The organism is Limnohabitans sp. YIMB22184, from assembly GCF_048020265.1.
Taxonomy (GTDB): domain Bacteria; phylum Pseudomonadota; class Gammaproteobacteria; order Burkholderiales; family Burkholderiaceae_C; genus Limnohabitans_A.
Genome location: NZ_CP171843.1, coordinates 759303 through 781431 on the forward strand (window position 1 = coordinate 759303; position 22129 = coordinate 781431).

Genomic DNA, 22129 nt, shown 5'->3' on the forward strand with positions numbered 1-22129 from the left:
TTTGCACAACGAGTTGTACCCTGTCTGTAACTCGCCCAACGCACCAAAACGGGGGAACGCGGTTACCATTGTTCATGTAATTTAGTTACCGCGCCTGCTCAGGCGTCAGCACATGACACTTCATACCACCGTGGCGGCGGTTACCGCCCGCATCACCGAGCGCAGCCGCCCGACCCGCCAGGCCTATTTGCAGCAGGTCGACGCTGCAGCCAGCAAAGACCCCGGTGCCCAGCGCCTGGGCTGTGCCAACGTGGCCCACGCCTTTGCCGCCATGCCCGAAGGGGACAAAAGTCGTGCCACGGCGCTCGACAAAATCAAAGTGGTGGCCCCGCGTGCGCCCAACATCGGCATCGTCAACGCCTACAACGACATGCTGTCTGCCCATGCGCCGCTGCAACACTACCCCGATGTCATCAAGGACGAGGCCCGCAAGCTGGGCGCCACCGCCCAGGTGGCCGGGGGTGTGCCCGCCATGTGCGACGGCGTCACGCAAGGCACCCCCGGCATGGAGCTGAGCCTGTTCAGCCGCGATGTGATCGCCATGGCGACTGCGGTGTCGCTCAGCCACGACGTGTTTGACGCCGCACTGATGCTGGGCGTGTGCGACAAGATCGTGCCGGGCCTGTTGATCGGCGCCTTGCAGTTTGGCCATTTGCCCACGGTGTTTGTGCCCGCTGGACCCATGACCAGCGGCTTGTCCAACAACGAAAAATCCAAGGTCCGTGAGCAAGCCGCGCAGGGCCTGGTCGGCCGCCCTGAGTTGCTCGAAGCGGAGTCGAAGGCCTACCACGGTGAAGGCACCTGCACCTTTTATGGCACGGCCAACAGCAACCAGATGCTGCTCGAAGCCATGGGCCTGCATGTGCCCGGCACGGCCTTCATCAACCCGGGCCAAAGTGTGCGCCAGGAGCTGACCCGCGAAGCGGCCCGCACCGTTTTGGACTTGGTCAAGGCCAAAAACTTCACGCCGATCGGCCGCTTGGTGGACGAGCGCTGCATCGTCAACGCCATGGTCGCCTTGTTGGCCACGGGCGGCTCGACCAACCATTTGATCCATTGGGTGGCGGTGGCGCGTGCGGCAGGCATCGTGATCGACTGGGACGACTTCTCGGCCTTGTCGGATGTGGTGCCGCTGCTGACCCGCGTCTACCCCAACGGCAGTGCCGACGTGAACCAGTTCCAGGCCGCTGGCGGCCCCGGCTACGTGATCCGCGAACTGCTCGATGCGGGCCTGATGCACGCCGATGTGCTCACGGTGCGCCCGGGTGGTCTGCGTGAATTCACCCGCATCCCCTCTGCACAAGACGGCCAACTGGTCTGGCATGACGCGGGGGCCAGCAAAGACGAATCTGTGGTGCGCCCAGCCAGCAGCCCGTTCAGCGCCACAGGGGGCCTGAAGCTGCTGCAAGGCAACCTGGGCCGCAGTGTGATCAAGATCTCGGCCGTGCCCGAAGCACTGCACACCATCGAAGCCCCGGCCCGCGTGTTCAGCTCGCAAGACGAGTTGCATGCCGCCTTCAAAGCCGGTGAGCTGGACCGTGACATGGTTTGCGTGGTGCGCTGGCAAGGCCCGCAGGCCAATGGCATGCCCGAACTGCACAAACTCACACCGCCCTTGGCCGTGCTGCAAGGCAAAGGTTTCAAGGTGGCGCTGGTCACCGATGGCCGGATGAGCGGCGCTTCGGGCAAAGTGCCTGCCGCCATCCATGTCTCGCCCGAAGCCGCTGCCGGTGGTCCGTTGGCCAAGGTGCAAGACGGCGACTTGATTCGCCTCGATGGCGTGGCGGGCACCTTGCAAGTGCTGGTGAATGAGGCCGAATGGGCCGCACGCCCACTGGCCCAAATGCCCGCTGAGCTGCGTGCTGCCAACGGCGTGGGCATGGGTCGTGAACTGTTTGCGAACATGCGCCGCAACGCGCTTAAAGCTGAAGAAGGAGCCTGCACATGGCTGTGAATCTGAGTGGAAGTTTGACCGCCCTGCAAGTGATGCAGGACGCCCCCGTGATCCCGGTGATCGTCTTGAGCGACGTGGCGCACGCTGTACCCATGGCGCGTGCCCTGGTGGCAGGCGGCATCCGCATGCTCGAAGTCACCCTGCGCACGCCGCAGGCGCTGGCCTGCATGGAAGCGATTGCCAAGGAAGTGCCCGGCGCGGTGGTCGGTGCAGGCACCGTGCGCAGCCCGGCCGATGCGGCCGCAGCCGCGAAAGCGGGGGCGCAGTTTGCCGTGAGCCCGGGCTACACCCGTGCGGTGGGCCAGGCTTGCCGCGACCACGGTTTGTCGCTTTTGCCCGGTGTGGCCACCGGCAGCGAAATCATGATGGCGCAGGAAGACGGCTACACCGAACTCAAGTTTTTCCCGGCCATGCAGGCGGGCGGCCCGGCCATGCTCAAGGCTTGGAGCGGCCCGTTTTTTGATGTGAAGTTTTGCCCCACCGGCGGTGTGACCCAGCAAAACGCCCATGACCTGTTGAGCCTGCCCAACGTGGCCTGCGTGGGCGGTTCGTGGTTGGTGCCAGCCGACGCGCTGGCCCAAGGCGACTGGGCCCGCATTGAAGCATTGGCGCGTGAGGCGAGCCAGCTTCTGCGTTGATTTTTTTAAGGAACCTCAGCGCAAGCCCTGCCCACCCGCATACTCAGCTCGCTGAATGAGCTCGACCTTGTAGCCATCGGGGTCGGTCACAAAGGCGATCACGGTGGTGCCGCCTTTGACGGGGCCGGCCTCGCGTGTGACTTGGCCGCCAGCGGCCTTGATCTTTTCGCAGGCAGCGTACGCATCGGGCACGCCCAGGGCAATGTGGCCGTAGGCCGTGCCCATCTCGTAGTTTTCAACGCCCCAGTTGTAGGTCAGCTCCAGCTCGGCGTGGTCGGGGTTGTTGCCGTATCCGACAAAGGCCAGCGAGTATTTGTACTCGGGGTTTTCGGAGGTGCGCAGTAGCTTCATGCCCAGCACCTGGGTGTAGAAGTCGATCGAGCGTTGCAGGTCGCCCACGCGCAGCATGGTGTGAAGGAGTCTCATGGGTTCTTTCCGTGTGTGGAGGGGATTTCAAAAACAAGGCAGGCGGTGCTGGCGTGCGCGTATAGCGTGCCATCGGGACCGACCAGTTGGGCTTCGGCGGTGGCCAGTTGGCGGCCGCAGTGCAGCACTTTGCCAATGGCCCGCACGCGCTGCACTTTGGGCGTGATGGCTTTGACCAGCTTCACGCTCAAGTCGGCCGTGGTGTAGCCGCGTCCGGGCGGCATCATGGTGTGCACCGCGCAGCCCAAGGCCGAGTCGAGCAGGGTGGCAAACCAGCCGCCGTGCACTGTGCCCAGTGGGTTCATGTGTTGCACACCAGGCGTGCCCTGAAAGATGGCCAGGCCCGGGCCGACTTCGATCAGCAGAAAGTCCAGCGTCTTGGCCATGTGCGCGTAGGGCAGCTCGCCGTTCAGCAGGCCCTGCATGACCTGCAAGCCGGTCTTGCCAGCCACTTGTTCGGGGCGGGCCACACCGGGGCCGGCTCCAGCATCCAGGCGTGCGCGCACAGCGCGCTCATGGGCCAGCCAGGCGTCGAGTGTGTTTTGGGGTGTTTCGGTGGTGGTGCTCATCACAACGGTTTCTTTCAGACGGGTACGGTGTAGTTGAGTGCCATGCGCCCGCCGTCGACGGTGACGATCTCGCCCGTGATGTAGCTGGCTGCGTCGCTGGCCAAAAAGGCCACCACCTTGGCCACTTCGTCGGGCTCGCCCAGACGTTTCATTGGGGTGCGCATCATGATTTTCTTTTGGGCCTCTTCGCTGGTCAGCACCGCCTTGCGGGCCAGTTCGGTGGCAATGGTGCCCGGGGCCACCGCGTTCACGCGGATGCCAAAGTCGGCCAGGGCCAAAGACATGGCGCGGGTGAGCTGGTTGATGCCGCCTTTGCTCACGTTGTAGCTGGCGATGTTGGGGATGGCCAGCACCGCGTTGACCGAACTCATGTTGACTATTGATCCGCCCCCGGTGCTTTTCATGGCGCGGGCCGCGGCCTGGCCCATCAGGAAGGAACCCTTGATGTTCACCTTGATCACCGCGTCGAAATCTTCTTCGGTCACATCCAGAAAATCGGCCGCCTTGAAGATGCCCGCGTTGTTCACCAGCACATCGATGCGGCCAAAGGCCTGCAGCACATGGTCGATCAGCGCGTCGACATCGGCTTTGCGCGAGACGTCGCAGGCCATGAAGCCAGCGCTGTGGCCTTGGCTGCGCAATTCGGCGGCCACAGCCGCGCCGCGCTCGCTGTTCACATCGGCCAGCACCACATGGGCTTGTTCGGCGGCAAAGCGGCGGGCACAGGCCTCGCCGATGCCGTTGGCCGCCCCGGTGACGATGACCACGCGGCCTTGCAGGCCAAAAGAGATGACGTTGGGTGTGGACATGGGGCTGACTCCTGAGTGGACTGGGGGTAAATGCACAGCTGCGATGCTGCCACAAGGCCGGATCGTTGGCAGCAGCCAGGTGTCCCTTTGGCAGCAAGCGAAACCGTGAAAGAAGTCCCCCCTAGCGCTGCAAATGCCCCAAAGACCATCAGGGGCAGCTAGCGCCCTTCGCCGCGTTGGGGCCTTGGGCTTCAAGTAACATGGGCCGCCACAAAGTTCGCCCGATCTCGGGTTTATCAACGGAGAGTGCAATGTTCAGTCATGTGATGCTGGGTGTGAATGACCTGGAAGTTTCCAAAAAGTTTTACGACGCCCTGCTGGGCACCCTGGGCTATGGCCCCGGTGTGGCCAACAAAAACCGTTATTTCTACCGCAGCCCCACCGGCACCTTCGCCATCACCACGCCCATCAACGGCCAACCCGCCACCCACGGCAACGGCAGCACCATCGGTTTCACCGTAAAGTCGGCAGAGCAGGGCGATGCCTTCCATGCGGCAGGCGTGGCCCATGGCGGCACCACCTGCGAAGACCCACCCGGTTTCCGCGAAACCCCGGCGGGCAAGCTTTACCTGGCCTACCTGCGTGACCCGGACGGCAACAAAATTTGCGCCTTGCACCGGCCCGGCTGATGACTGACCACAGACGGCCGCCTCACGCCGTCTCGCGCCTGCGCACCGAGCGACTGGCCCGCAGCGCCAAACCTTTTCTGGCCCGTGGCGGCATCAAGGGTGAGCGCTGCCCCGGCTGCCGTTTGGTGCCCAGCCACTGCCTGTGCGCGCTGCGCCCGGAGGTGCCCACGCAAGCGGGCATGTGCCTGCTCATGGCCGACATCGAGCCGCTCAAACCCAGCAACACCGGCTGGCTGATCGCCGATGTGGTGCCGCGCACCTTCGCTTTTGGCTGGACCCGCACCGAAGTCGACCCCGCTTTGCTGGCGCTGCTGGCCGATCCGCAGTGGCAGCCGTATGTGGTGTTTCCGGGTGAATTTGTGGCACCCGAACGCTTGGTGCATGAAGTGTCGACCACCGATGCGAACAAGCGTCCGCTGTTCATTTTGCTGGATGCCACCTGGCCCGAGGCCCGCAAGATGTTCCGCAAAAGCCCTTACCTGAATGCCTTGCCGGTGCTGAGTCTGCACCCCGAGCAGGTCTCGCACTACCAGCTGCGCCGTTCCCGGCGTGATGACCACTTTTGCACCAGCGAAGTCGCTTCCCTGTGCCTGGATCTGGCAGGCGAGGGCCATGCTGCGCAGACCCTGCAGGCTTACCTTGACGTCTACACCCACCACTACCTGCAAGCCAAACACCAGCTGCCGCCGGATGCCGAGGGCGTAGCGCGTAGGCGTTTGGAGGCATTGAAATGGGCGGGTAAGCACCCCATATGAATTCAAAGGAATTGCCCATGATCCACCACACTTCTCCCGCCACCGTTGCCGCTTCCCGCACCATCGAACGTCTGGTGACCGGTCAGGCCACCTCCGACGGCGCGGGCGTCAAGCTCAGTCGTATCCTCACGCAAAACCTGCAGCACCGGCTCGACCCGTTTTTGATGCTGGACGCCTTTGGCAGCGACAAGCCGGACGACTACATCGCCGGGTTTCCGGACCACCCGCACCGGGGTTTTGAAACCGTGACCTACATGATCGCCGGGCGCATGCTGCACCGGGACAGCGCGGGCAACGAAGGCCTGTTGCAAAACGGCGGCGTGCAATGGATGACGGCAGGCCAGGGCGTGATCCACTCCGAAATTCCGCAGCAAGCCGATGGCGTGATGGAAGGCTTTCAGCTGTGGCTCAACCTGCACAGCAGCGAGAAGATGAAGGCGCCCTGGTACCGCGATTTCCAGAACGATCAGTTGCCGCAGTTCCAGACGCCCGAAGGCGTGGCGGTGACGGTGATCGCCGGGGCCAGCCATGGCGTGCAAGGCGCGGTGAGCCGCGAGATCACGCAGCCGATCTACCTGGATGTGCACATGCCCGAAGGCTCACGCTTTGAGCAAACGCTGCCCGCAGGCCACAACGCCTTCATTTATGTCTACCGCGGCGAGGTCCGCATCGGTGGTCAGACCGTGCCGCTGCAGCGCATGGCGATTTTGGCGAACACCCCACAGACCGATGGCGTGGTGATCGAGGCCAGCAGCGATGCCAAACTGATACTGGTGGCCGGCAAGCCCCTGAAAGAACCCATCGTTCAATACGGCCCGTTTGTGATGAACACCAAGGAAGAGATCTACCAGGCCCTGGCAGATTTCAGGGATGGCCGCTTGGGCGAGAAGGCTTGAGGTCCGTGGGCGTGAGCCCGGTGCTCAGCCCTTGAAAGCCCGCACAAACGCTTGCGCCTGCTGCTGCACCATTTGCGCAGAACGTCCCGGCGCGTACAGGGCAGAGCCCAGACCAAAGCCATTGGCCCCTGCGGCACGGTAAGGCGCCATGTTGTCGGGCGTGATGCTGCCTACCGGCATCAAGGCAGCGCTTGCAGGCAGTACGGCCCGCATGGCTTTGACCGTGGCGGGCGAAATCATCTCGGCCGGGAACAGTTTGAGGCCGTGCGCACCGGCATCGAGTGCGGCAAAGGCTTCGGTGGGCGTGAACACGCCAGGCAGCACCACCATGTTCAGGGCCAGGGCTTGCGCCACCACGGCAGGGTTGAAGTTGGGGGCCACGACCAGTCGGCCGCCTGCGGCGTGCACCTCGTTGACTTGCTGCACGTTCAGCACGGTGCCAGCGCCGATCAGGGCTTGAGGAAACAAGCTTGTCAGCGCGGCGATGCTGCGCAAAGGCTCGGGCGAGTTGAGCGGTACCTCGATGATGGCAAAGCCGCTGCTCACCAGTGCTTCGCCGATGGCCGGTGCCTCAGCAGGCGTGAGGCCTCGCAGGATGGCGATCAAGGGCAGTTGCGCCGTGGCTTGCGCCAAGGTTTGAGCGGGAGAGGTCAAGGTGGTCATAAATGTGGGGTCAAGTGTCAAGTGGTGGCAAAAGAGCAAGCCAGCGCGAACAAGCCCGCCCAGGTGGCCTCGGCCCCTCGGCTTTGGCAGGGGACTTTCAGGTATTGCAGCGCCAGGGTGTAGCGCAGTGTGAGGGCTTGGTTGCCGATCAGGATCACCGGTGCTGTGCGGGATGACAGCGCCTGGTGGCGCAGCTCTTCGCCAATCAGCAGGCCCGACAAATAGCTGGTCAATTGGGCAGGGCTCAGGCGTTCAAACAAGCCCAGTGTGCGCACCGCAAACAGGTGGTGCAAGATGCTGCCAGCCAGCTGGCTTTGGTCAACGCCTTGCAAAAAAGCCGCTTCGTCAAAAGCGCCCTGCAGGTCCAGCGTCTTGCCCAGAATCGAGTGATGGCTCATCAGTGCAAACACCTCGCCGGTCATGAAAGTCTGAAACTGCACCACGCGCCCGCCTTGCACCTGCACCCATTTGCTGTGTGTGCCTGGCAGCACCAGCGTGGCGCTGTCGCAGCCTGTCATTTGTAAGGCCCCAAAAATTTGCACCTCTTCGCCGCGCATCACGTCGGGCGTGTTCAAGGCATCTGCGCCCAAACAACTCAGGCCCGGCACCAGGGCGATGCGCCCGGTTTGCAGCCACAGCAGGTGCTGGCCCAGCTCGGCAAAACCAGCGGGGCAAGGGCAGTAGGGCGCCTCTTGCCAGCCCTGGCGGCTGCCGGCCATGCCCGAGATCAGGCACAACGCATCGGGGGCCTGCATCCAGTCGCCAAACAGTTCGTGGAACACGGCTTCAAACTGACCGGGGGGCACCGAGAGGATGCCACGCGGAAATTCACGCGACTCGAGCACCTGGCCGCTGGCACCCAGCCGCGCACCGCGCAGCGAAGTGGTGCCCCAGTCAATGCCGATCAAAGGTCTCGTGGCGTTCATGCGGCTGTGCCTTTCGATGGGGCGTTCAACACCTTCAGCACCGCTTCGCGCCTCGGCAAGGGTGCGACTGCGCCGTAACCCTGCACCGACAGCGCGGCGGCGGCATTGGCGTAAGCGGTGGCCGTCCACAGGTCGTCGCCAGCCGATAAACGCGCGAGCAGATTGCCCGCAAAACAATCGCCTGCGCCGGTGGCGTCCACAGCCTGGACCGCGTGGCCAGGGACCTGGCGTTGGCTTTGGCCGTCGCTGGCCAGCGATCCATCTGCACCGAGTTTCAGCACCACCTGCGCCGCGCCCTGGGCATGGCTCCAGGCGATGATGTCTTGCGCTTGTGTGAGGCCCGTGAGCGAGGTCATGTCTTCCAGGCTGGGCAAATACAAGTCGCACAAACTCACCCCTTGACGGATGCAGGCCTGCGCCCGGGCCAGTGGCCACAGCAACAAACGCAAATTGGAGTCAAACGCCACCCGCGTGCCGTTGCTTCGGGCATGTGCCATGGCCGCAAAAGCGGTGTCGCAGGCCGAGGCTGAAATCGCCAGTGAAATGCCCGACAGGTGCAGCCACTGGCTGTGCGCAATGGGCTCTGCCCAATATGCCAGGTCTTGTGCTTGCATGCGGCTGGCGGCCGAACCGGCACGCGCATAGCTGAAGTGGTGACCTTGTGCGTCGTGGCTCACAAAGTACATGCCGGTGGACGCTTGTGAATCACGCAGCACCGTGTTGGTGGCCACGTTTTCGCGTTGCCACAGGTCCATGAGCCGATCACCCCAGCGGTCCAGCCCCAAGCGTGTCAGGTAAGCCACCCGCGCCCCGGCACGGGCGGCGGCTATGGCGGCGTTGCTGGTGTCACCGCCAAAGCCCTGCAGGTACAGCGGGGCCTCGTCGGCGATGGAAGCGGGTCTTTGGTTGAACTCGACCATGGCTTCGCCAAGTGCCACGATGTCCAGGATTTTTGAGGGGTGGGTCATGTCAAAAAGGGCGGCGGGGCTGAAGTGAATTCAGGGGTTGAGGTGGGAAAATCGTCGTCCAACGCGGATAGCGACGGGCGACATATTGGAGACGAACAACATGAAGACAGCTGGCACTGAGGGTGACTTTGTACTGGACGCGCACTGCAAGGGCTACCCCCTGATGGCCGAGCCCTGCGCCGTATCCGAACTGGGCCAGCGCGGCTGGCATTTGCTCGATGACGCGCTGGCGTATCCGGTGGCCGTGCTGCGCCGCCCGGCGCTCACGCACAACCTGGCCTGGATGCAGAGCTTTGTGCAGCGCAAAGGTGTGGCCCTGGCCCCGCACGGCAAAACCACCATGTCGCCCGAGTTGTTTCGCCTGCAGCTGCAAGCTGGAGCCTGGGGCCTGACCTTTGCCAATGTGCACCAGCTGCGTGTGGGCCTGGCGGCGGGTGCGCAACGCGCCATCATCGCCAACCAGCTGGTGTCGGACGCCGACCTGGATGGGCTGGACTTGTTGTTGAACCAGCACCCCCAAGCGCGGGTCTGGTTTTTGGTCGATTCTTTGGCACAGCTGCAAGTATTGGCCGAATGGAGCGCACGGCGGCGCAATGCCCGTTGTTGGGACGTGCTGCTGGAGCTGGGCATTGCGGGCTACCGCACTGGCTGCCGCACGCATGAGCAAGCCCTGGCTCTGGCGCAGGCTATCGCTGCCTCGCAGGTTGCGCGTTTGGGCGGCGTGGAGTGTTACGAAGGCGGGCTGGGGCAATGCAACAGTGCCCACGACATCGAAGCCGTGAGCGCCCTGGTGCGCAGCGTGCAGGCTTTGGTGCAGCAACTCGATGCGCAGGGCCTGTGGGGCAGTGACGAGGTCTTGCTCTCGGCGGGGGGCTCGGCGGTGTTCGATCTGGTGATCCCCATGCTCAAGCTGCAGGTCAAGAGCCGTCCGGTGCAAGGCGTGTTGCGCTCGGGCTGTTATGTCACGCATGACCACTGGAACTACGCCCGATACCTGAAGTTGGTGGAGGCGCGAGAGGGGTTGAGCGCATCGCTGCAGCCTGCGCTGGAGGTGTGGGCCAAGGTGCAGTCGGTGCCCGAGCCGGGGCTGGCGATTTTGAGTGCGGGGCGACGCGATCTGTCCTTTGACCAGTGCATGCCCATGCCGGTGCGCTGGGCAGCACGCGGGCAAAGCGGTGCCGATGCGATGCAGGCCACGCCCGAGTCGTGGAAGGTCAAGGCGCTCAGCGACCAGCATGCGCACATGGTGTTTGATGCCGAAGGGGTATGGCTGCAGGTCGGCGACCGCGTGGGCCTGGGTATTTCTCACCCCTGCACCACTTTCGACAAATGGCGCTGGATGGCGGTCATCGAAGACGATGGTCGCATCAGCGGTGCGATCAGCACGCATTTTTAAATCTTCAACCCTGAATCAAACGAAAAAAGGCCGCCACGCAACATCCGCGTGGCGGCCTTTTTTGTCGATCACTTCAAGCCGCTCAAAGCGTCGGCAGGATAACCCGGCCGTGATTTGCAGTCCTCGATGTACTGCTCAATGATGGCCTCGTAGCTGGCATCGGCTCTGAGGCCCAGGGCATGCGCACGCTCAAAGGTGCAGCCCTTGGCCCAGTTGTCCACGATGGCCGCGATGCGTTCGTCTTTGGCAAAGGTTACACGCGAACGCACGGCGGGACCAGCGACCTTTTCAAGTGCGGCCAGCATGTCGCTGACCTTCACGTTCAGACCGGGCAGGTTCAGCGCCATGCGGCCACCAAAGGCTTCGCGGCTGGCCTCGAACACGGTGATCAAGCCATGCACGGTGTTGCCGGGCGAGGAAATGGGGTGCGACACGGTGGCGTCCACCGGGCAGGTGGTGGCGGTGCCCGCCAGCGGTTCGCGGATGATGCCGCTGAAGAAAGAGGAGGCCGCGCCATTGGGTTTGCCGGGGCGCACGGCCACCGTCATCAGGCGTGCGGCGCGGCCGTCGATGTAGCCCTTGCGGGTGTAGTCGGCCACCATGTACTCGATCATCAGCTTGTGTGTGCCATACGAGGTTTGTGGTGTGGGCAGGGTGGTGTCGGCCACCAGGGCAGGCATGGGGTTGGCTGAGTCGGGGCCAAACACCGCGACCGAGCTGGCGAAGACCAGGCGTGAGGCTTTACCGGACGCACGGATGCTGTCGAGCAACAAGCGGCTGCTGTCCACGTTGGAGCGCAGGCCCAGGTCGAAGTCCAGCTCGCATTCGCCCGAGACTGCTGACGCCAAATGGAACACGCCGTCAAAGCCGCTTTTGAACAAATCGCCTTGCGCCAGCATGGGGCCTGCATGGCCCTGGACGCGTGGGTCAGCCAGCAGATCAGCGGGCGCAGGGAACAGGTCGGCAATGACCAATTCGCTCACGCTTTGGCCATTGAGTTGGCCACGCTTCAAAATCTCGCGGGCCAGACGTGCGCCCAAAAATCCGGCGCCGCCGGTGATCAAAATACGCATGGTTTTTCCTTGGCAATCAGTGGTTGTCTTTGGGCACGGCCGCGCCGCGCTGGCCGACCAGAAAGTCCATGTCCGCGCCTTCGTCGGCTTGCAGCACATGGTCGATGTAGAGCTTCCAGTAACCCGAGTTCATGGCGGGTGCGGGCTTTTCCCACAGCGATAAGCGGCGGGCCAGTTCTTCGTCGCTGATGAGCAGTTGCAGTTTGCGCTCAGGCACGTTGAGTTCGATCATGTCGCCGTTTTGCACCACGGCCAGCGGGCCACCCGCAGCCGCTTCGGGCGTGGTGTGCAGCACCACAGTGCCGTAGGCCGTACCGCTCATGCGGGCGTCCGAGATACGCACCATGTCGGTGATGCCTTTGCGCAGCACCTTGGGCGGCAGCGGCATATTGCCCACTTCGGCCATGCCGGGGTAGCCTTTGGGGCCGCAGTTTTTCAGCACCAAAATGCAGTTTTCGTCCACGTCCAGGCTCTCGTCGTCGATGCGTTTGTGGAAATCGTGGCTGTCTTCAAACACCACGGCGCGTCCGGTGTGCACCATCAGCGCGGGCGTGGCCGCACTGGGCTTGATGACCGCGCCGCGCGGCGCGAGGTTCCCGCGCAGGATGGCGATGCCCGCTTTTTCCTTGAAAGGCGCATCAAACTTCTTGATCACGCGCGGGTCGTAATTCACGGCGCTGGCGATATTCGCGCCCACGGTCTTGCCGCTGACGGTGACGATGTCTTTGTGCAGCAAGTGCTCGATCTCTTTCATCACCACCGGCAGGCCGCCTGCGTAGCAGAAGTCTTCCATCAGATGCTCGCCAGACGGCTGCAGATTCAAGAGGCAAGGCAGCTCGCTGCCCAGGCGCTCAAAATCGTCCACGGTGAGCTTGAGGCCCAGACGACCGGCAATCGCGATCAAGTGGATCACTGCGTTGGTCGAGCCGCCAATGGCGGCCAGCGTGCGGATGGCGTTTTCAAAGGCTTCTCGTGTCAGCACTTTGCTGATGGTCTGGTCGGTGTGCACCATCTCAACGATGCGGCGCCCCGCTTCGCGTGCCAGCACATTGCGCCGGCCGTCCACGGCGGGGTAGGCCGCGTTGCCAGGCAGGCCGATACCCAGGGCCTCTACCATGCTGGCCATGGTGCTGGCGGTGCCCATGGTCATGCAGTGGCCGTGGCTGCGGTGCATGCAGCTCTCCGCTTCAAAAAAGTCGGTCAGCTTGAGTGTGCCCGCACGCACCTGTTCGCTCATGCTCCACACGCCGGTGCCCGAGCCGAGTTCCTGGCCGCGCCATTTGCCATTCAGCATGGGGCCGCCCGAGACGCCAATCGTGGGCAGGCCCACGCTGGATGCGCCCATCAGCAAACTGGGGGTGGTCTTGTCGCAGCCCATGAGCAGCACCACGCCGTCGATCGGGTTGCCTCGGATGCTTTCTTCCACGTCCATGCTGGCCAGGTTGCGGTAGAGCATGGCGGTGGGGCGCAGCAGGGTCTCGCCCAGCGACATGACCGGAAATTCGAGCGGGAAGCCCCCCGCTTCATACACGCCGATCTTGACCTGCTCGGCCAGTGTGCGGAAGTGCGAGTTGCAGGGTGTGAGTTCACTGAAGGTGTTGCAGATGCCGATGACCGGTCGGCCATCGAACTGGTCGTGCGGTACGCCCTTGCCTTTGACCCAACTGCGGTAGGCAAAGCCATCGCGGTCTTGGCGGCCAAACCATTGTTGGCTGCGCAGTTCTTCGGGTTTTTTGCGGGGCGGCTGACCGGGTGGGGTGCTCATGGATGTCTTTCGAATGGGGAAGCAAAGGCTAAAAATCTTATCGTATGACGATAGAAACACAAGAGGTCTTTGTAAAGCCAGAGACATGCGGGCAAACCCTAGACGCCCAGTGGACTGTTCCTAGGGTTAACCAGGGTCTTGCTCATGTCTTCAATCATCATATGATAGGTGTCTAGACAGTTGCACCTTCATGACGAATAATTTCCACAGAAATACCCTGGATTTGCTGGGGCAAGCTATTTTGGCTGGCCGCTACGCGGTGGGCGCGAGCTTGCCGCCTGAGCCAATTTTGTGCGAAGAATTGGGTGTGAGCCGCACCGTCGTGCGCGAAGCCATCAAGTCGCTGGTGGCCAAGGGTTTGCTGTCCACTGGCCCCAAGGTGGGCACCCGTGTCATGCCCGATGCGCACTGGAACTGGTTCGATCCCGATGTGGTGGCCTGGCAGGCCCGTTGCGGTTTGACACCCGAATTTTTGAAAGATCTGCAAGAGCTGCGCCGCGTGGTGGAACCTGCCGCCGTACGACTTGCTGCCGAGCGTGCCACGGCCGAAGACATTGCCTACATCGAGGCGGCTTATGCCGGCATGAAACAGGCGGTGGAAGAGGGGGGTGATTACGTCAGCCACGATTTGCGTTTTCACGAAGGCTTGCTGCAGGCCTCTCACAACCGCATGCTGGTGCAGATGAGCAAGGCACTCAATGCCTTGTTGCGCACCAGTTTTGAAATTTCGACCCGAATCAAGGATGGGACCAAAACGTCCTTGCCGTTGCACCGTGCGGTACTCAATGCGGTGATTGCCCGCAACCCGGCCAAGGCTGAGCGGGCCATCATGGTGCTCATCGAGGGCGCCAGCGAAGACATTGAGCAAGTGCTCTCCTCTCGGCGCAAGTTGCCTGTGGTTTCAGGTTTGGCCACACCCATCAAGTCGCGGCTTAAAACCAAAAAGCAAGCTGAAAAAACTGCGGCGTGAACATCAAGACAGACATGCAAAAAATCATCGATTCATTTTTTAAGCTGTTGGAGTTTCTGGTCGTTGCCTGTCTGGTGGCCATGGTCATCATGGTGTTTGGCAACGTGGTGCTGCGCTACGGCTTCAACTCGGGTATTTCCATCTCGGACGAAATGTCGCGGTACTGTTTCATCTGGTTGACCTACCTGGGCGCCATGGTGGCCATGCGCGAAAAAGGTCATCTGGGTGTGGACACCTTGGTGCGCCGCTTGTCTCTGGGCGGCAAAAGGCTGTGCTTTTTCCTGAGCGAAGTCTTGATGCTCGGCTGTAACGTGCTGTTCTTCTGGGGCACCTGGAAGATGCATGATTTGCAAGTGACCAACATTTCGGTGGTGGTGGGCATCTCCATGATCTGGATTTACGGTATTGGTTATGTCACGGCCAGCGTGATGGCGGCGATGAACCTCAACCAATTGGTCTTGTTGCTCACGGGGCGCTTGAAAGAAGAGGATTTGGTCATGGTGGTGGAGTCTGAGGACACGGTCACATTGGATGATCTGACACCTGAAGTTCGGGGACGCACATGACCATCGCTGTTTTTGTGTTCAGCTTGTTGGGGGCCATGGCCCTGGGCATGCCCATCGCTTACGCTTTGTTGGTGTGTGGTTTGAGCCTGATGGCCTACATGGCCAGTAACGGCATGATCAACGCCTTCGACAGCCAGATTCTGGCGCAGCGCTTTGTGGACGGTGCCGACAACTTTCCCTTGCTTGCGGTGCCGTTTTTTCTGTTGGCCGGCGAGTTCATGAATGCGGGTGGTTTGAGTCGCCGTATCGTGAACCTGGCCATGGCCTGGGTCGGACATTTCCGTGGCGGTCTGGGTTATGTGGCCGTGATGGCGGCGGTCATCATGGCCTCGTTGTCCGGTTCAGCCGTGGCCGATACCGCAGCGTTGGCTGCTTTGCTGATCCCCATGATGAAGCGGGCCGGCTATAACGTCGGCCGCTCGGCAGGCCTGATCGCCTCCGGCGGCATCATCGCGCCGGTGATCCCGCCCTCCATTGGTTTCATCATCTTTGGCGTGGCGGCCAATGTGTCCATCACCAAATTGTTTTTGGCCGGCATTGTCCCGGGCATTTTGATGGGCGTGGCCATTGGCCTGACTTGGTGGTGGGTGGCCAAGCGCGAGAACGTGCAGCCCGCACCCCGCATGAATCTGTCTGACAAACTCAAAGCCACGCGCGAAGGCATCTTGGCGCTGGGTTTGCCAGTCTTCATCATCGGCGGCATGAAGTTTGGCGTGTTCACCCCGACCGAGGCGGCCGTGGTCGCGGCGGTCTACAGCTTTGTGGTAGGTGCTTTTGTTTACCGCGAGTTGCAGTGGTCCAAGTTGTATGGCCTGACTTTGGCGGCAGGCAAAACCACGGCCGTGATCATGTTTTTGGTCGCTGCCGCCATGGTGAGCGCTTGGCTGATCACGGTGGCCAACATCCCGGCCGAAGTGGCTCGCATGATGGAGCCGCTGATGGGCAACAAGACCTTGTTGATGGTCGTTTTGATGTTGTTGGTGGTGGTCGTGGGCACCGCGCTGGACTTCACGCCCACTGTACTGATTCTGACGCCGGTGCTGATGCCGCTGGTCATCAAGGCGGGCATTGACCCCGTGTATTTCGGCGTGCTGTTCATCATGAACAACGCGATTGGCCTGATCACTCCACCCGTAGGCACCGTGCTCAATGTGGTGTGTGGTGTGGCCAAAATCAATATGGACACGGCCTTCAAAGGTGTTTTGCCGTTCTTGTGGGCGCAATTGGCGGTACTGGCCTTGTTGATCGCCTTCCCTGCCATCGTCCTCGTGCCGATGAAATGGATGCTGAGTTGATTTCTTAACCCCTGTGTTTTTATAAAGGAGACAATCATGTTGAAACGCAGAAATCTGGTGACCCTGATCGCGGGCACATTCCTGGTGGCATCGAGCGCGATGGCGCAGTTTGCCGATCGCAACATCAAGTTCACCAATGGCGTGAACGAAGACCATCCGGTGGGCGTGGGCGTCAAGAAGATGCAGGAAGTGCTGGCCGCCAAAACCGGCGGCAAGATGAAGATCACCGCTTTCTGGGGTGGTGCAGCCGGCGGTGATTTGCCTGCGACCCAAGCTTTGCGTGCCGGCACCCAAGAGATGGTGTGCACTTCCAGCTCGCCGCTGGTGGGCATCATCAAAGAGCTGGGGGTGTTTGACTTGCCCTTCCTGTTTGCCAACGAAAAAGAAGCCGATGCCGTGCTCGATGGTGCGGCGGGTAAGTACTTCAATGCCAAGCTCGAAGCCGTGGGTTTGGTGAACCTGGCTTATTGGGAAAACGGTTTCCGCAACCTCACCAACAGCAAGCGCCCTGTGACCAAGCTGGAGGACTTTGACGGTGTGAAAGTCCGCGTGATGCAGAACAACATCTTCTTGGATACCTTCAAGACCCTGGGCACCAACGCCGTCCCCATGGCTTTTGGTGAGGTGTTCACCGCCCTGGAAACCAAGACCATCGATGGTCAGGAAAACCCCTTTGTGACCATTGAAACTTCGAAGTTCAATGAAGTGCAAAAGTACCTGAGCGTGACGCGTCACGCCTACACGCCCTTCCTGGTGCTCTACAGCAAGAAACTGTGGGATCAACTCAACCCGCAAGAGCAAGCCGTTTTGCGCGAAGCTGCCATCGAAGGCCAAAAAGTGCAACGTGCAGCCAACCGTGCCTTGAACGAAAAATCCTTGGCCAGCCTGAAGACCAAAGGCATGCAGGTCAACGAGGTCAGCGCCGCTGAGCAAAACCGTATCCGTGCCAAGGTCGCTGCGGTTTACGACAAGCACAAGGACTCGATCGGTGCCGACGCCATCAAGGTGGTGCAAGACGAGCTGAAAAAAGCTCGCGGCGGTTGATCCTTCGCGCTCAGCCTTTTTGCTGAACCCACAAGCTCCACAGCCGACCGCTGTGGGGCTTTTTTAACGACTGAAATCGGTGCTGCCATGAAAATCACGCAACTTGAAACCATCCGTTTGGGCGAATTTCCCAACATCATCTGGGTGCGTCTGCACACCGACGAGGGCCTGGTGGGCCTGGGCGAAACCTTCATGGGGGCGCAAGCGGTTGAAGCGTATTTGCACGAATGGGTGGCGCCCAAACTGGTGGGCCAAGATCCGCTGGCCATCGAGTCACGCCAGCGTGATATCACCGGCTATTTGGGTTGGCGCGGCTCCGGTGTGGAAACGCGTGGCAACTCGGCGGTGGACATTGCGCTGTGGGACATTTTTGGCAAGGCAGCCGGCATGCCGGTTTACACCGCTTTGGGTGGCAAGAGCCGCGACGAGATCCGCGTTTACAACACCTGCGCGGGCTACCAGTACATCCGCAGCAATGTGAACCAGACCAGCAGCAACTGGGGCCTGGGCAACAATGCCGGGCCTTATGAAGACTTGCAGGGCTTTTTGCACCGCGCCGACGAGGTGGCCGAGTCGCTGCTGAGTGAAGGTATCACCGGCATGAAGATCTGGCCCTTTGACGTGGCCGCAGAAAAGTCGCACGGCCAATACATCAGCCCGCAAGACCTGAACACGGCGCTCGAGCCTTTTCGCAAGATCCGCCAAGCGGTCGGCGACAAGATGGACATCATGGTCGAATTCCACAGCCTGTGGCGCTTGCCCATGGCGCAAAAAATCTCGCGTGCCTTGCAAGAGTTCGACACCTTCTGGCACGAAGACGCGATCCGCATGGACAGCCTGGACCTGCTCAAGCAATACGCGGTGGACTGCAAGGCGCTGATTTGCGCGAGCGAAACACTCAGCTACAAATGGGGCTTCAAGGACTATTTACAAACCGGCGTCGCAGGTGTGGCCATGCTCGATTTGAGTTGGTGCGGGGGCCTGACTGAGGCACGCAAAATCGCCGCCATGGCCGACGCCTGGCAGCTGCCGGTGGCGCCACACGACTGCACCGGGCCAGTGGTGTGGGCCGCTTCCACGCACTTGTCGCTGCACGCACCCAATGCGCTGATTCAAGAGAGCGTGCGTGCTTTTTACAGCGGCTGGTACAAGGAGTTGGTGACCGAGTTGCCGCAGGTGAAGAACGGCATGGTCAGCTTGAACGACAAGCCCGGTTTGGGGCTGGAGTTACTGCCCGACTTGCACCAACGTGCCGATGCAGTGGTGCGGGTGAGCCGTTGATCAGCCGCGACCGACAAAGGGCATGTTGGTCGCCATCACCGTGGTGAACAAGATGTTGGCCGACAAGGGCAGCCGCGCCATGGTCATGAAGGTCTCGACCACTGCAGACATGTCCATGCGTGGCTCGGCCTTGATGCTCAGGTCGGCCTGGTGCACACCTTGCGCCATCTTGAGCGTCATGTCCGAGGCCACGTTGCCAATGTCGATCTGACCCACAGCAATGCTGTAAGGCCGGCCATCGAGCGCGGCGGCGCGGGTCAGGCCCGAGATGGCGTGCTTGGTGGCGGTGTAGGCAATCGAGCCGGGGCGGGGGGCATGCGCCGAGATGGAGCCGTTGTTGATGATGCGGCCGCCTTGTGGGCTTTGCTCTTGCATCAGTTTGAAGGCATAGGACAAGGTGTAGAAAGCGCCGTTGAGGTTGATGTCCACCGCACGGCGCCATTCGTCGCCAGGCAGGTCACCGGGCAAGGCATAGGGCAAGAAAATCCCGGCGTTGTTGAAGACCAGGTCCAGGCGACCAAAGCGCGTGCGAATCTGGTCAAACAAGGCTTTGACTTCGGGTTCTTTGGACAGGTCGGTCGGGATGGCATGGCCGTTCGCCGCGTTGGGGCCGGCCTCTTGCACGGCCGCAGCCAGCGCATCGGCGCGACGGCCGACCAGAACGACTTGCCAGCCTTCTTTCAGCAACGCCAGGGCGCAGGCTTTGCCGATACCCGAGCTGGCACCGGTGACGAGGGCGATTTTGGACATGGTGTGAACTTTCTAAAGAGGGCTAAATAAGCCCCTGATTTTCAGGCGTTTTGAAAAGAAATCTGTACCTTGAGTGACTGGCTCTTGTCGGCCGCCAGGTCAAAGGCTTCGATGGCGCGCTCCACAGGCAGGATGCCAGTGATGACCGGCTTGCCGTTGACCAGGCCTTCGTTCAAAAAGTGCACCGCGGTAGCGAATTCGGCGTGGAAGCGAAAGGTGCCGCGCAAATCCACTTCTTTGGTCACGATCTGCGTCATGGGCAGGCTGATGTCCCCGCCCATGCCCACGGTGATCAGCACGCCCCGCGGCACGATGGTGTCCAGGCCCACGCGCAAAGCGGCTTCGCTGCCCGAGGCCTCGAACACCACGTCAAACTGGCCTTTGTCCACCTTGTAGGCGTCCAGCGCTTGGGGTTGCGTCTTGAGGTTGATGGTTTCGTCCGCGCCCATCTCCTTGGCGCACTTCAGGGGTAAGTCGGCAATGTCGGCCGCCACGATGCGGGCGGCGCCTGCCCGGCGCAAAGCGCCAATCAAGAGCGAGCCAATCGGGCCGCAACCGGTCACCAAGACCTGCTTGCCCAGCACGCTGCCCGCACGCTGGATGGCGTGCAGGCCGACCGACAAAGGTTCGGCCAAAGCGGCTTCCGACAGACTCAGGTGGTCGGCAATCGGGTGGGCCTGGTAGCCCTCGATGATGAGTTGTTCGCTGAACGCCCCCTGGATGTGCGGGAAGGGCATGGCGCTGCCGTAAAAGCGCATGTGCAGGCAATGGTTGTGCTGGCCCGCCTGGCAAAAGCGACATTGGCCGCAAGGACGTGAGGGCGAGATGGCGATGCGCTGGCCGGGTGTGATGCCGCTGGCCTGGCTGCCCACAGCGTCCACTACGCCCGAAATTTCGTGGCCCAGCGCGATCGGCTGCTGGATGCGCACGGTGCCAAAGCCGCCGTGTTGGTAGTAATGCAGGTCCGAGCCGCAAATGCCGCCATAGGCCACATTCACGCGCAACTGGTGTTCGCCCAGAGGGGGCAGTTCGGTATTTTCAATGCGCAGGTCTTGGGCCGAATGGCAGACAACGGATTTCATGGGAGGTCCTTGTGAAAGCTTCAAAGGGCGGCTAATTGGCCTCAGTCGATGGACGTGCTGTTGGGCAGCGGTTGAACATGGTGCGTCTTCTCAAGCATCAAAAAGCAACTTGCATGCGGGCCTGCAAGGCCAGGAGCGCTTGCGCGAGCAAGTCATGCAAAGGGTGAGTGATGGAGAGCCGGATGACATCGGTTTCATCGGCCTGTGGGGTTTCGAGTGTGTGGAATTGGCTGCTGAGCAAGCCGGGCTGCATGTAGTGGCCCACGCGTTGGCGCATGCGTTGCTCGATCAAGGCAAAGTCGCCGTCGAGGAAAACAAAGCACACATCACCGGCTTGAGCGCGGATGCGGTCGCGGTACACCCGCTTGAGGGCTGAGCACGCCACCACACGGCCTTGCGGGTGAGGTTGCGACAAGTAGTCGCCAATGCGGTCCAGCCAAGGCCATCGGTCGGCGTCTTCAAGCGCCACGCCGGCGCGCATTTTGGCCACGCTTTCAGGCAAGTGCAGGTCATCGCCATCCACCATGTCCAGTGACAGTCTCTCACCCAGCGCTGAAGCCATGGTGGACTTGCCGCAGCCGGACACCCCCATGACGATCAAACGCAGGGGTGGCTTGTTCATGCTCGGTGAGGGGCTCACTTGTTCAGCATGGCCGCACACTCGGGCACGGGTGTGCGCAAGGGCTGACCTGAGATGCCCGCTTGCATGTTGGCAAAAGCCAGATCGGCCATGGCCTGGCGTGTTTCGGTGGTGGCGCTGGCCATGTGCGGTGTCAGCACCACATTGCGCATGCTCCACAGTGCTTGGGGCACGTTGGGCTCGTGGGCAAAGACGTCCAGGCCTGCGCCCGCGATGGTGCTGTTTTGCAGCGCAGCGATCAGCGCCTCTTCATCGACCACGCTGCCACGCGCCACGTTGATCAAAAAACCGCGCGGTCCCAGCGCCTTGAGCACTTCGGCGTTGATGAGGTGTTTGGTGCCCGCGCCACCCGGGGTGATGACCACCAGAAAATCCACGTTCGCTGCCAGTTTGGCGGCAGAGGAGTAGTACTTGAAACCGACGTCACGCTTTTCGCTGCGCGCGGTGTAGGCGATCGACATGCCAAAGCCGCTGGCGCGTTGGGCGATGGCTTTGCCGATCCGCCCTAAACCCACAATGCCCATGCGGGCGCCAGAGACTTTGCGGGTCAGCGGCATGGGGCCGTTGGGCCATTGGCCTGCACGCACAAACTGGTCGGCTTGTGCAATGCTGCGGCCCACCGACAGCACCAGGCCCATGGCCAGGTCGGCCACATCGTCGGTCAGCACATCGGGGGTGTGGGTCACGGGAATGCCGTGCTCTATGGCGGCGGGCACATCCACGCCGTCGTAGCCTACGCCAAAAACCGATACCACTTTGGCGTTGGTCACTTGGGCCAGCAGGCTGCGTGGCACGCTGGCTTCGCCCGTGCCGGCCACGCCCAGGATGCGCGGAGCGAGTTGGGCAAAAGCCGCGGGGTCGGTCACATGGGTGCGGTCGTGCACGGTGTAGAGGGTTTCCAAAGCCTGGAGGTAAAAAGGGTGCAGTTTGGCGACGGCCAGCACATCGGGTTTGGTCAAGGGTTCTCCTGAGGCTTCAAGGACAAATGCGCCTATCGTATCGGGGCGCTCTCTGGACCCATCTACGGACAAACC

Annotated in this window: 23 protein-coding genes; 11 read left to right on the forward strand and 12 right to left on the reverse strand. The window is 61.8% G+C overall.

Annotation, left to right across the window (positions count from 1 at the left end; translation table 11 throughout):
* Nucleotides 1-112: 112 nt before the first annotated feature.
* The gene (gene edd, locus ACHEXL_RS03575; protein ID WP_416560665.1) at nt 113-1954 is read left to right on the forward strand and encodes a phosphogluconate dehydratase; all 1842 of its coding nucleotides are present in this window, start codon (nt 113-115) and stop codon (nt 1952-1954) included.
* A complete protein-coding gene (gene eda / locus ACHEXL_RS03580) occupies nt 1945-2592 on the forward strand; it encodes a bifunctional 4-hydroxy-2-oxoglutarate aldolase/2-dehydro-3-deoxy-phosphogluconate aldolase (protein ID WP_416560666.1) in 648 nt (215 codons plus the stop codon). Before edd ends, eda begins: the two co-directional genes overlap by 10 nt.
* Nucleotides 2593-2607: 15 nt before the next feature.
* Here eda and gloA read toward each other — a convergent pair whose 3' ends face one another.
* From gloA to ACHEXL_RS03595, 3 genes are read right to left on the reverse strand one after another with little or no spacing between them, the layout of a single operon-like run.
* A complete protein-coding gene (gene gloA / locus ACHEXL_RS03585; RefSeq protein WP_416560667.1) occupies nt 2608-3018 on the reverse strand; it encodes a lactoylglutathione lyase in 411 nt (136 codons plus the stop codon).
* Complete coding sequence (locus ACHEXL_RS03590) at nt 3015-3587, reverse strand: PaaI family thioesterase (RefSeq protein WP_416560668.1); 573 nt, start codon at nt 3585-3587, stop codon at nt 3015-3017. Before ACHEXL_RS03590 ends, gloA begins: the two co-directional genes overlap by 4 nt.
* Before the next feature lie 14 nt (nt 3588-3601).
* Entirely contained in the window at nt 3602-4396 is a 795-nt protein-coding gene (locus ACHEXL_RS03595) for an SDR family NAD(P)-dependent oxidoreductase (protein WP_416560669.1), read from the reverse strand.
* A gap of 251 nt (nt 4397-4647) precedes the next feature.
* Here ACHEXL_RS03595 and ACHEXL_RS03600 point away from each other — a divergent pair, with 251 nt between their 5' ends.
* From ACHEXL_RS03600 to ACHEXL_RS03610, 3 genes are read left to right on the forward strand one after another with little or no spacing between them, the layout of a single operon-like run.
* Entirely contained in the window at nt 4648-5025 is a 378-nt protein-coding gene (locus ACHEXL_RS03600) for a VOC family protein (protein WP_416560670.1), read from the forward strand.
* The gene (locus tag ACHEXL_RS03605; protein ID WP_416560671.1) at nt 5025-5780 is read left to right on the forward strand and encodes a tRNA-uridine aminocarboxypropyltransferase; all 756 of its coding nucleotides are present in this window, start codon (nt 5025-5027) and stop codon (nt 5778-5780) included. Before ACHEXL_RS03600 ends, ACHEXL_RS03605 begins: the two co-directional genes overlap by 1 nt.
* Nucleotides 5781-5797: 17 nt before the next feature.
* The gene (locus tag ACHEXL_RS03610) at nt 5798-6676 is read left to right on the forward strand and encodes a pirin family protein (RefSeq protein WP_416560672.1); all 879 of its coding nucleotides are present in this window, start codon (nt 5798-5800) and stop codon (nt 6674-6676) included.
* A gap of 24 nt (nt 6677-6700) precedes the next feature.
* Here the strand turns inward: ACHEXL_RS03610 and ACHEXL_RS03615 are convergent, their stop codons facing one another.
* Genes ACHEXL_RS03615 through ACHEXL_RS03625 form a run of 3 tightly spaced genes read right to left on the reverse strand, consistent with a single transcriptional unit; the run spans nt 6701 to nt 9233 of the window.
* Nucleotides 6701-7339 carry a 2-dehydro-3-deoxy-6-phosphogalactonate aldolase gene (locus ACHEXL_RS03615; protein ID WP_416560673.1) on the reverse strand — a complete coding sequence of 213 codons (639 nt, stop codon included), beginning with the start codon at nt 7337-7339 and terminating at the stop codon, nt 6701-6703.
* A 17-nt stretch (nt 7340-7356) separates the two neighbouring features.
* Nucleotides 7357-8265, reverse strand: coding sequence for a 2-dehydro-3-deoxygalactonokinase (locus ACHEXL_RS03620; RefSeq protein WP_416560674.1), 909 nt, complete (start codon nt 8263-8265; stop codon nt 7357-7359).
* The gene (locus tag ACHEXL_RS03625; RefSeq protein ID WP_416560675.1) at nt 8262-9233 is read right to left on the reverse strand and encodes a sugar kinase; all 972 of its coding nucleotides are present in this window, start codon (nt 9231-9233) and stop codon (nt 8262-8264) included. Before ACHEXL_RS03625 ends, ACHEXL_RS03620 begins: the two co-directional genes overlap by 4 nt.
* 100 nt (nt 9234-9333) lie before the next feature.
* Here ACHEXL_RS03625 and ACHEXL_RS03630 point away from each other — a divergent pair, with 100 nt between their 5' ends.
* Nucleotides 9334-10629 (forward strand): amino acid deaminase, encoded by a 1296-nt coding sequence (locus ACHEXL_RS03630; protein ID WP_416560676.1) that lies wholly within the window; start codon nt 9334-9336, stop codon nt 10627-10629.
* A 68-nt stretch (nt 10630-10697) separates the two neighbouring features.
* Here ACHEXL_RS03630 and denD read toward each other — a convergent pair whose 3' ends face one another.
* Nucleotides 10698-11702 carry a D-erythronate dehydrogenase gene (denD, locus tag ACHEXL_RS03635; RefSeq protein ID WP_416560677.1) on the reverse strand — a complete coding sequence of 335 codons (1005 nt, stop codon included), beginning with the start codon at nt 11700-11702 and terminating at the stop codon, nt 10698-10700.
* A 16-nt stretch (nt 11703-11718) separates the two neighbouring features.
* Complete coding sequence (locus ACHEXL_RS03640) at nt 11719-13467, reverse strand: IlvD/Edd family dehydratase (protein WP_416560678.1); 1749 nt, start codon at nt 13465-13467, stop codon at nt 11719-11721.
* A gap of 190 nt (nt 13468-13657) precedes the next feature.
* Here ACHEXL_RS03640 and ACHEXL_RS03645 point away from each other — a divergent pair, with 190 nt between their 5' ends.
* From ACHEXL_RS03645 to ACHEXL_RS03665, 5 genes are all read left to right on the forward strand, one after another.
* Entirely contained in the window at nt 13658-14437 is a 780-nt protein-coding gene (locus ACHEXL_RS03645) for a FadR/GntR family transcriptional regulator (protein ID WP_416560679.1), read from the forward strand.
* A gap of 14 nt (nt 14438-14451) precedes the next feature.
* Entirely contained in the window at nt 14452-15003 is a 552-nt protein-coding gene (locus ACHEXL_RS03650) for a TRAP transporter small permease (RefSeq protein WP_416560680.1), read from the forward strand.
* Nucleotides 15000-16298, forward strand: coding sequence for a TRAP transporter large permease subunit (locus ACHEXL_RS03655; protein ID WP_416560681.1), 1299 nt, complete (start codon nt 15000-15002; stop codon nt 16296-16298). The genes ACHEXL_RS03650 and ACHEXL_RS03655 overlap by 4 nt, the downstream gene beginning before the upstream one ends.
* A 36-nt stretch (nt 16299-16334) precedes the next feature.
* On the forward strand, nt 16335-17342 hold the full coding sequence (locus ACHEXL_RS03660) for a TRAP transporter substrate-binding protein (protein ID WP_416560682.1): 1008 nt from the start codon (nt 16335-16337) through the stop codon (nt 17340-17342).
* A gap of 87 nt (nt 17343-17429) precedes the next feature.
* Nucleotides 17430-18623 (forward strand): mandelate racemase/muconate lactonizing enzyme family protein, encoded by a 1194-nt coding sequence (locus ACHEXL_RS03665; protein ID WP_416560683.1) that lies wholly within the window; start codon nt 17430-17432, stop codon nt 18621-18623.
* Here ACHEXL_RS03665 and ACHEXL_RS03670 read toward each other — a convergent pair whose 3' ends face one another.
* The 4 genes from ACHEXL_RS03670 to ACHEXL_RS03685 all read right to left on the reverse strand — a co-directional run bounded on the left by ACHEXL_RS03670 (nt 18624) and on the right by ACHEXL_RS03685 (nt 22054).
* Nucleotides 18624-19373 carry an SDR family oxidoreductase gene (locus tag ACHEXL_RS03670; RefSeq protein ID WP_416560684.1) on the reverse strand — a complete coding sequence of 250 codons (750 nt, stop codon included), beginning with the start codon at nt 19371-19373 and terminating at the stop codon, nt 18624-18626. It abuts the gene before it with no gap.
* Between the two features lie 41 nt (nt 19374-19414).
* Nucleotides 19415-20455, reverse strand: coding sequence for an L-idonate 5-dehydrogenase (locus ACHEXL_RS03675; RefSeq protein ID WP_416560685.1), 1041 nt, complete (start codon nt 20453-20455; stop codon nt 19415-19417).
* A gap of 97 nt (nt 20456-20552) precedes the next feature.
* On the reverse strand, nt 20553-21077 hold the full coding sequence (locus ACHEXL_RS03680; protein ID WP_416560686.1) for a gluconokinase: 525 nt from the start codon (nt 21075-21077) through the stop codon (nt 20553-20555).
* A gap of 14 nt (nt 21078-21091) precedes the next feature.
* Nucleotides 21092-22054, reverse strand: coding sequence for a 2-hydroxyacid dehydrogenase (locus ACHEXL_RS03685; protein WP_416560687.1), 963 nt, complete (start codon nt 22052-22054; stop codon nt 21092-21094).
* Between the last annotated feature and the right edge of the window lie 75 nt (nt 22055-22129).

Bases quoted from the DNA above. Each gene is read 5' to 3' on its own strand.
- ACHEXL_RS03655 (WP_416560681.1), top strand. From the start codon at position 15,000: ATGACCATCGCTGTTTTTGTGTTCAGCTTGTTGGGGGCCATGGCCCTG.
- ACHEXL_RS03605 (WP_416560671.1), top strand. From the start codon at position 5,025: ATGACTGACCACAGACGGCCGCCTCACGCCGTCTCGCGCCTGCGCACC.
- ACHEXL_RS03625 (WP_416560675.1), bottom strand. From the start codon at position 9,233: ATGACCCACCCCTCAAAAATCCTGGACATCGTGGCACTTGGCGAAGCC.
- eda (WP_416560666.1), top strand. From the start codon at position 1,945: ATGGCTGTGAATCTGAGTGGAAGTTTGACCGCCCTGCAAGTGATGCAG.
- ACHEXL_RS03600 (WP_416560670.1), top strand. From the start codon at position 4,648: ATGTTCAGTCATGTGATGCTGGGTGTGAATGACCTGGAAGTTTCCAAA.
- ACHEXL_RS03650 (WP_416560680.1), top strand. From the start codon at position 14,452: ATGCAAAAAATCATCGATTCATTTTTTAAGCTGTTGGAGTTTCTGGTC.
- ACHEXL_RS03680 (WP_416560686.1), bottom strand. From the start codon at position 21,077: ATGAACAAGCCACCCCTGCGTTTGATCGTCATGGGGGTGTCCGGCTGC.
- ACHEXL_RS03670 (WP_416560684.1), bottom strand. From the start codon at position 19,373: ATGTCCAAAATCGCCCTCGTCACCGGTGCCAGCTCGGGTATCGGCAAA.
- ACHEXL_RS03615 (WP_416560673.1), bottom strand. From the start codon at position 7,339: ATGACCACCTTGACCTCTCCCGCTCAAACCTTGGCGCAAGCCACGGCG.
- ACHEXL_RS03665 (WP_416560683.1), top strand. From the start codon at position 17,430: ATGAAAATCACGCAACTTGAAACCATCCGTTTGGGCGAATTTCCCAAC.
- denD (WP_416560677.1), bottom strand. From the start codon at position 11,702: ATGCGTATTTTGATCACCGGCGGCGCCGGATTTTTGGGCGCACGTCTG.
- ACHEXL_RS03595 (WP_416560669.1), bottom strand. From the start codon at position 4,396: ATGTCCACACCCAACGTCATCTCTTTTGGCCTGCAAGGCCGCGTGGTC.
- ACHEXL_RS03675 (WP_416560685.1), bottom strand. From the start codon at position 20,455: ATGAAATCCGTTGTCTGCCATTCGGCCCAAGACCTGCGCATTGAAAAT.
- ACHEXL_RS03640 (WP_416560678.1), bottom strand. From the start codon at position 13,467: ATGAGCACCCCACCCGGTCAGCCGCCCCGCAAAAAACCCGAAGAACTG.
- ACHEXL_RS03590 (WP_416560668.1), bottom strand. From the start codon at position 3,587: ATGAGCACCACCACCGAAACACCCCAAAACACACTCGACGCCTGGCTG.
- edd (WP_416560665.1), top strand. From the start codon at position 113: ATGACACTTCATACCACCGTGGCGGCGGTTACCGCCCGCATCACCGAG.
- ACHEXL_RS03630 (WP_416560676.1), top strand. From the start codon at position 9,334: ATGAAGACAGCTGGCACTGAGGGTGACTTTGTACTGGACGCGCACTGC.
- ACHEXL_RS03620 (WP_416560674.1), bottom strand. From the start codon at position 8,265: ATGAACGCCACGAGACCTTTGATCGGCATTGACTGGGGCACCACTTCG.
- ACHEXL_RS03610 (WP_416560672.1), top strand. From the start codon at position 5,798: ATGATCCACCACACTTCTCCCGCCACCGTTGCCGCTTCCCGCACCATC.
- ACHEXL_RS03660 (WP_416560682.1), top strand. From the start codon at position 16,335: ATGTTGAAACGCAGAAATCTGGTGACCCTGATCGCGGGCACATTCCTG.
- ACHEXL_RS03645 (WP_416560679.1), top strand. From the start codon at position 13,658: ATGACGAATAATTTCCACAGAAATACCCTGGATTTGCTGGGGCAAGCT.
- gloA (WP_416560667.1), bottom strand. From the start codon at position 3,018: ATGAGACTCCTTCACACCATGCTGCGCGTGGGCGACCTGCAACGCTCG.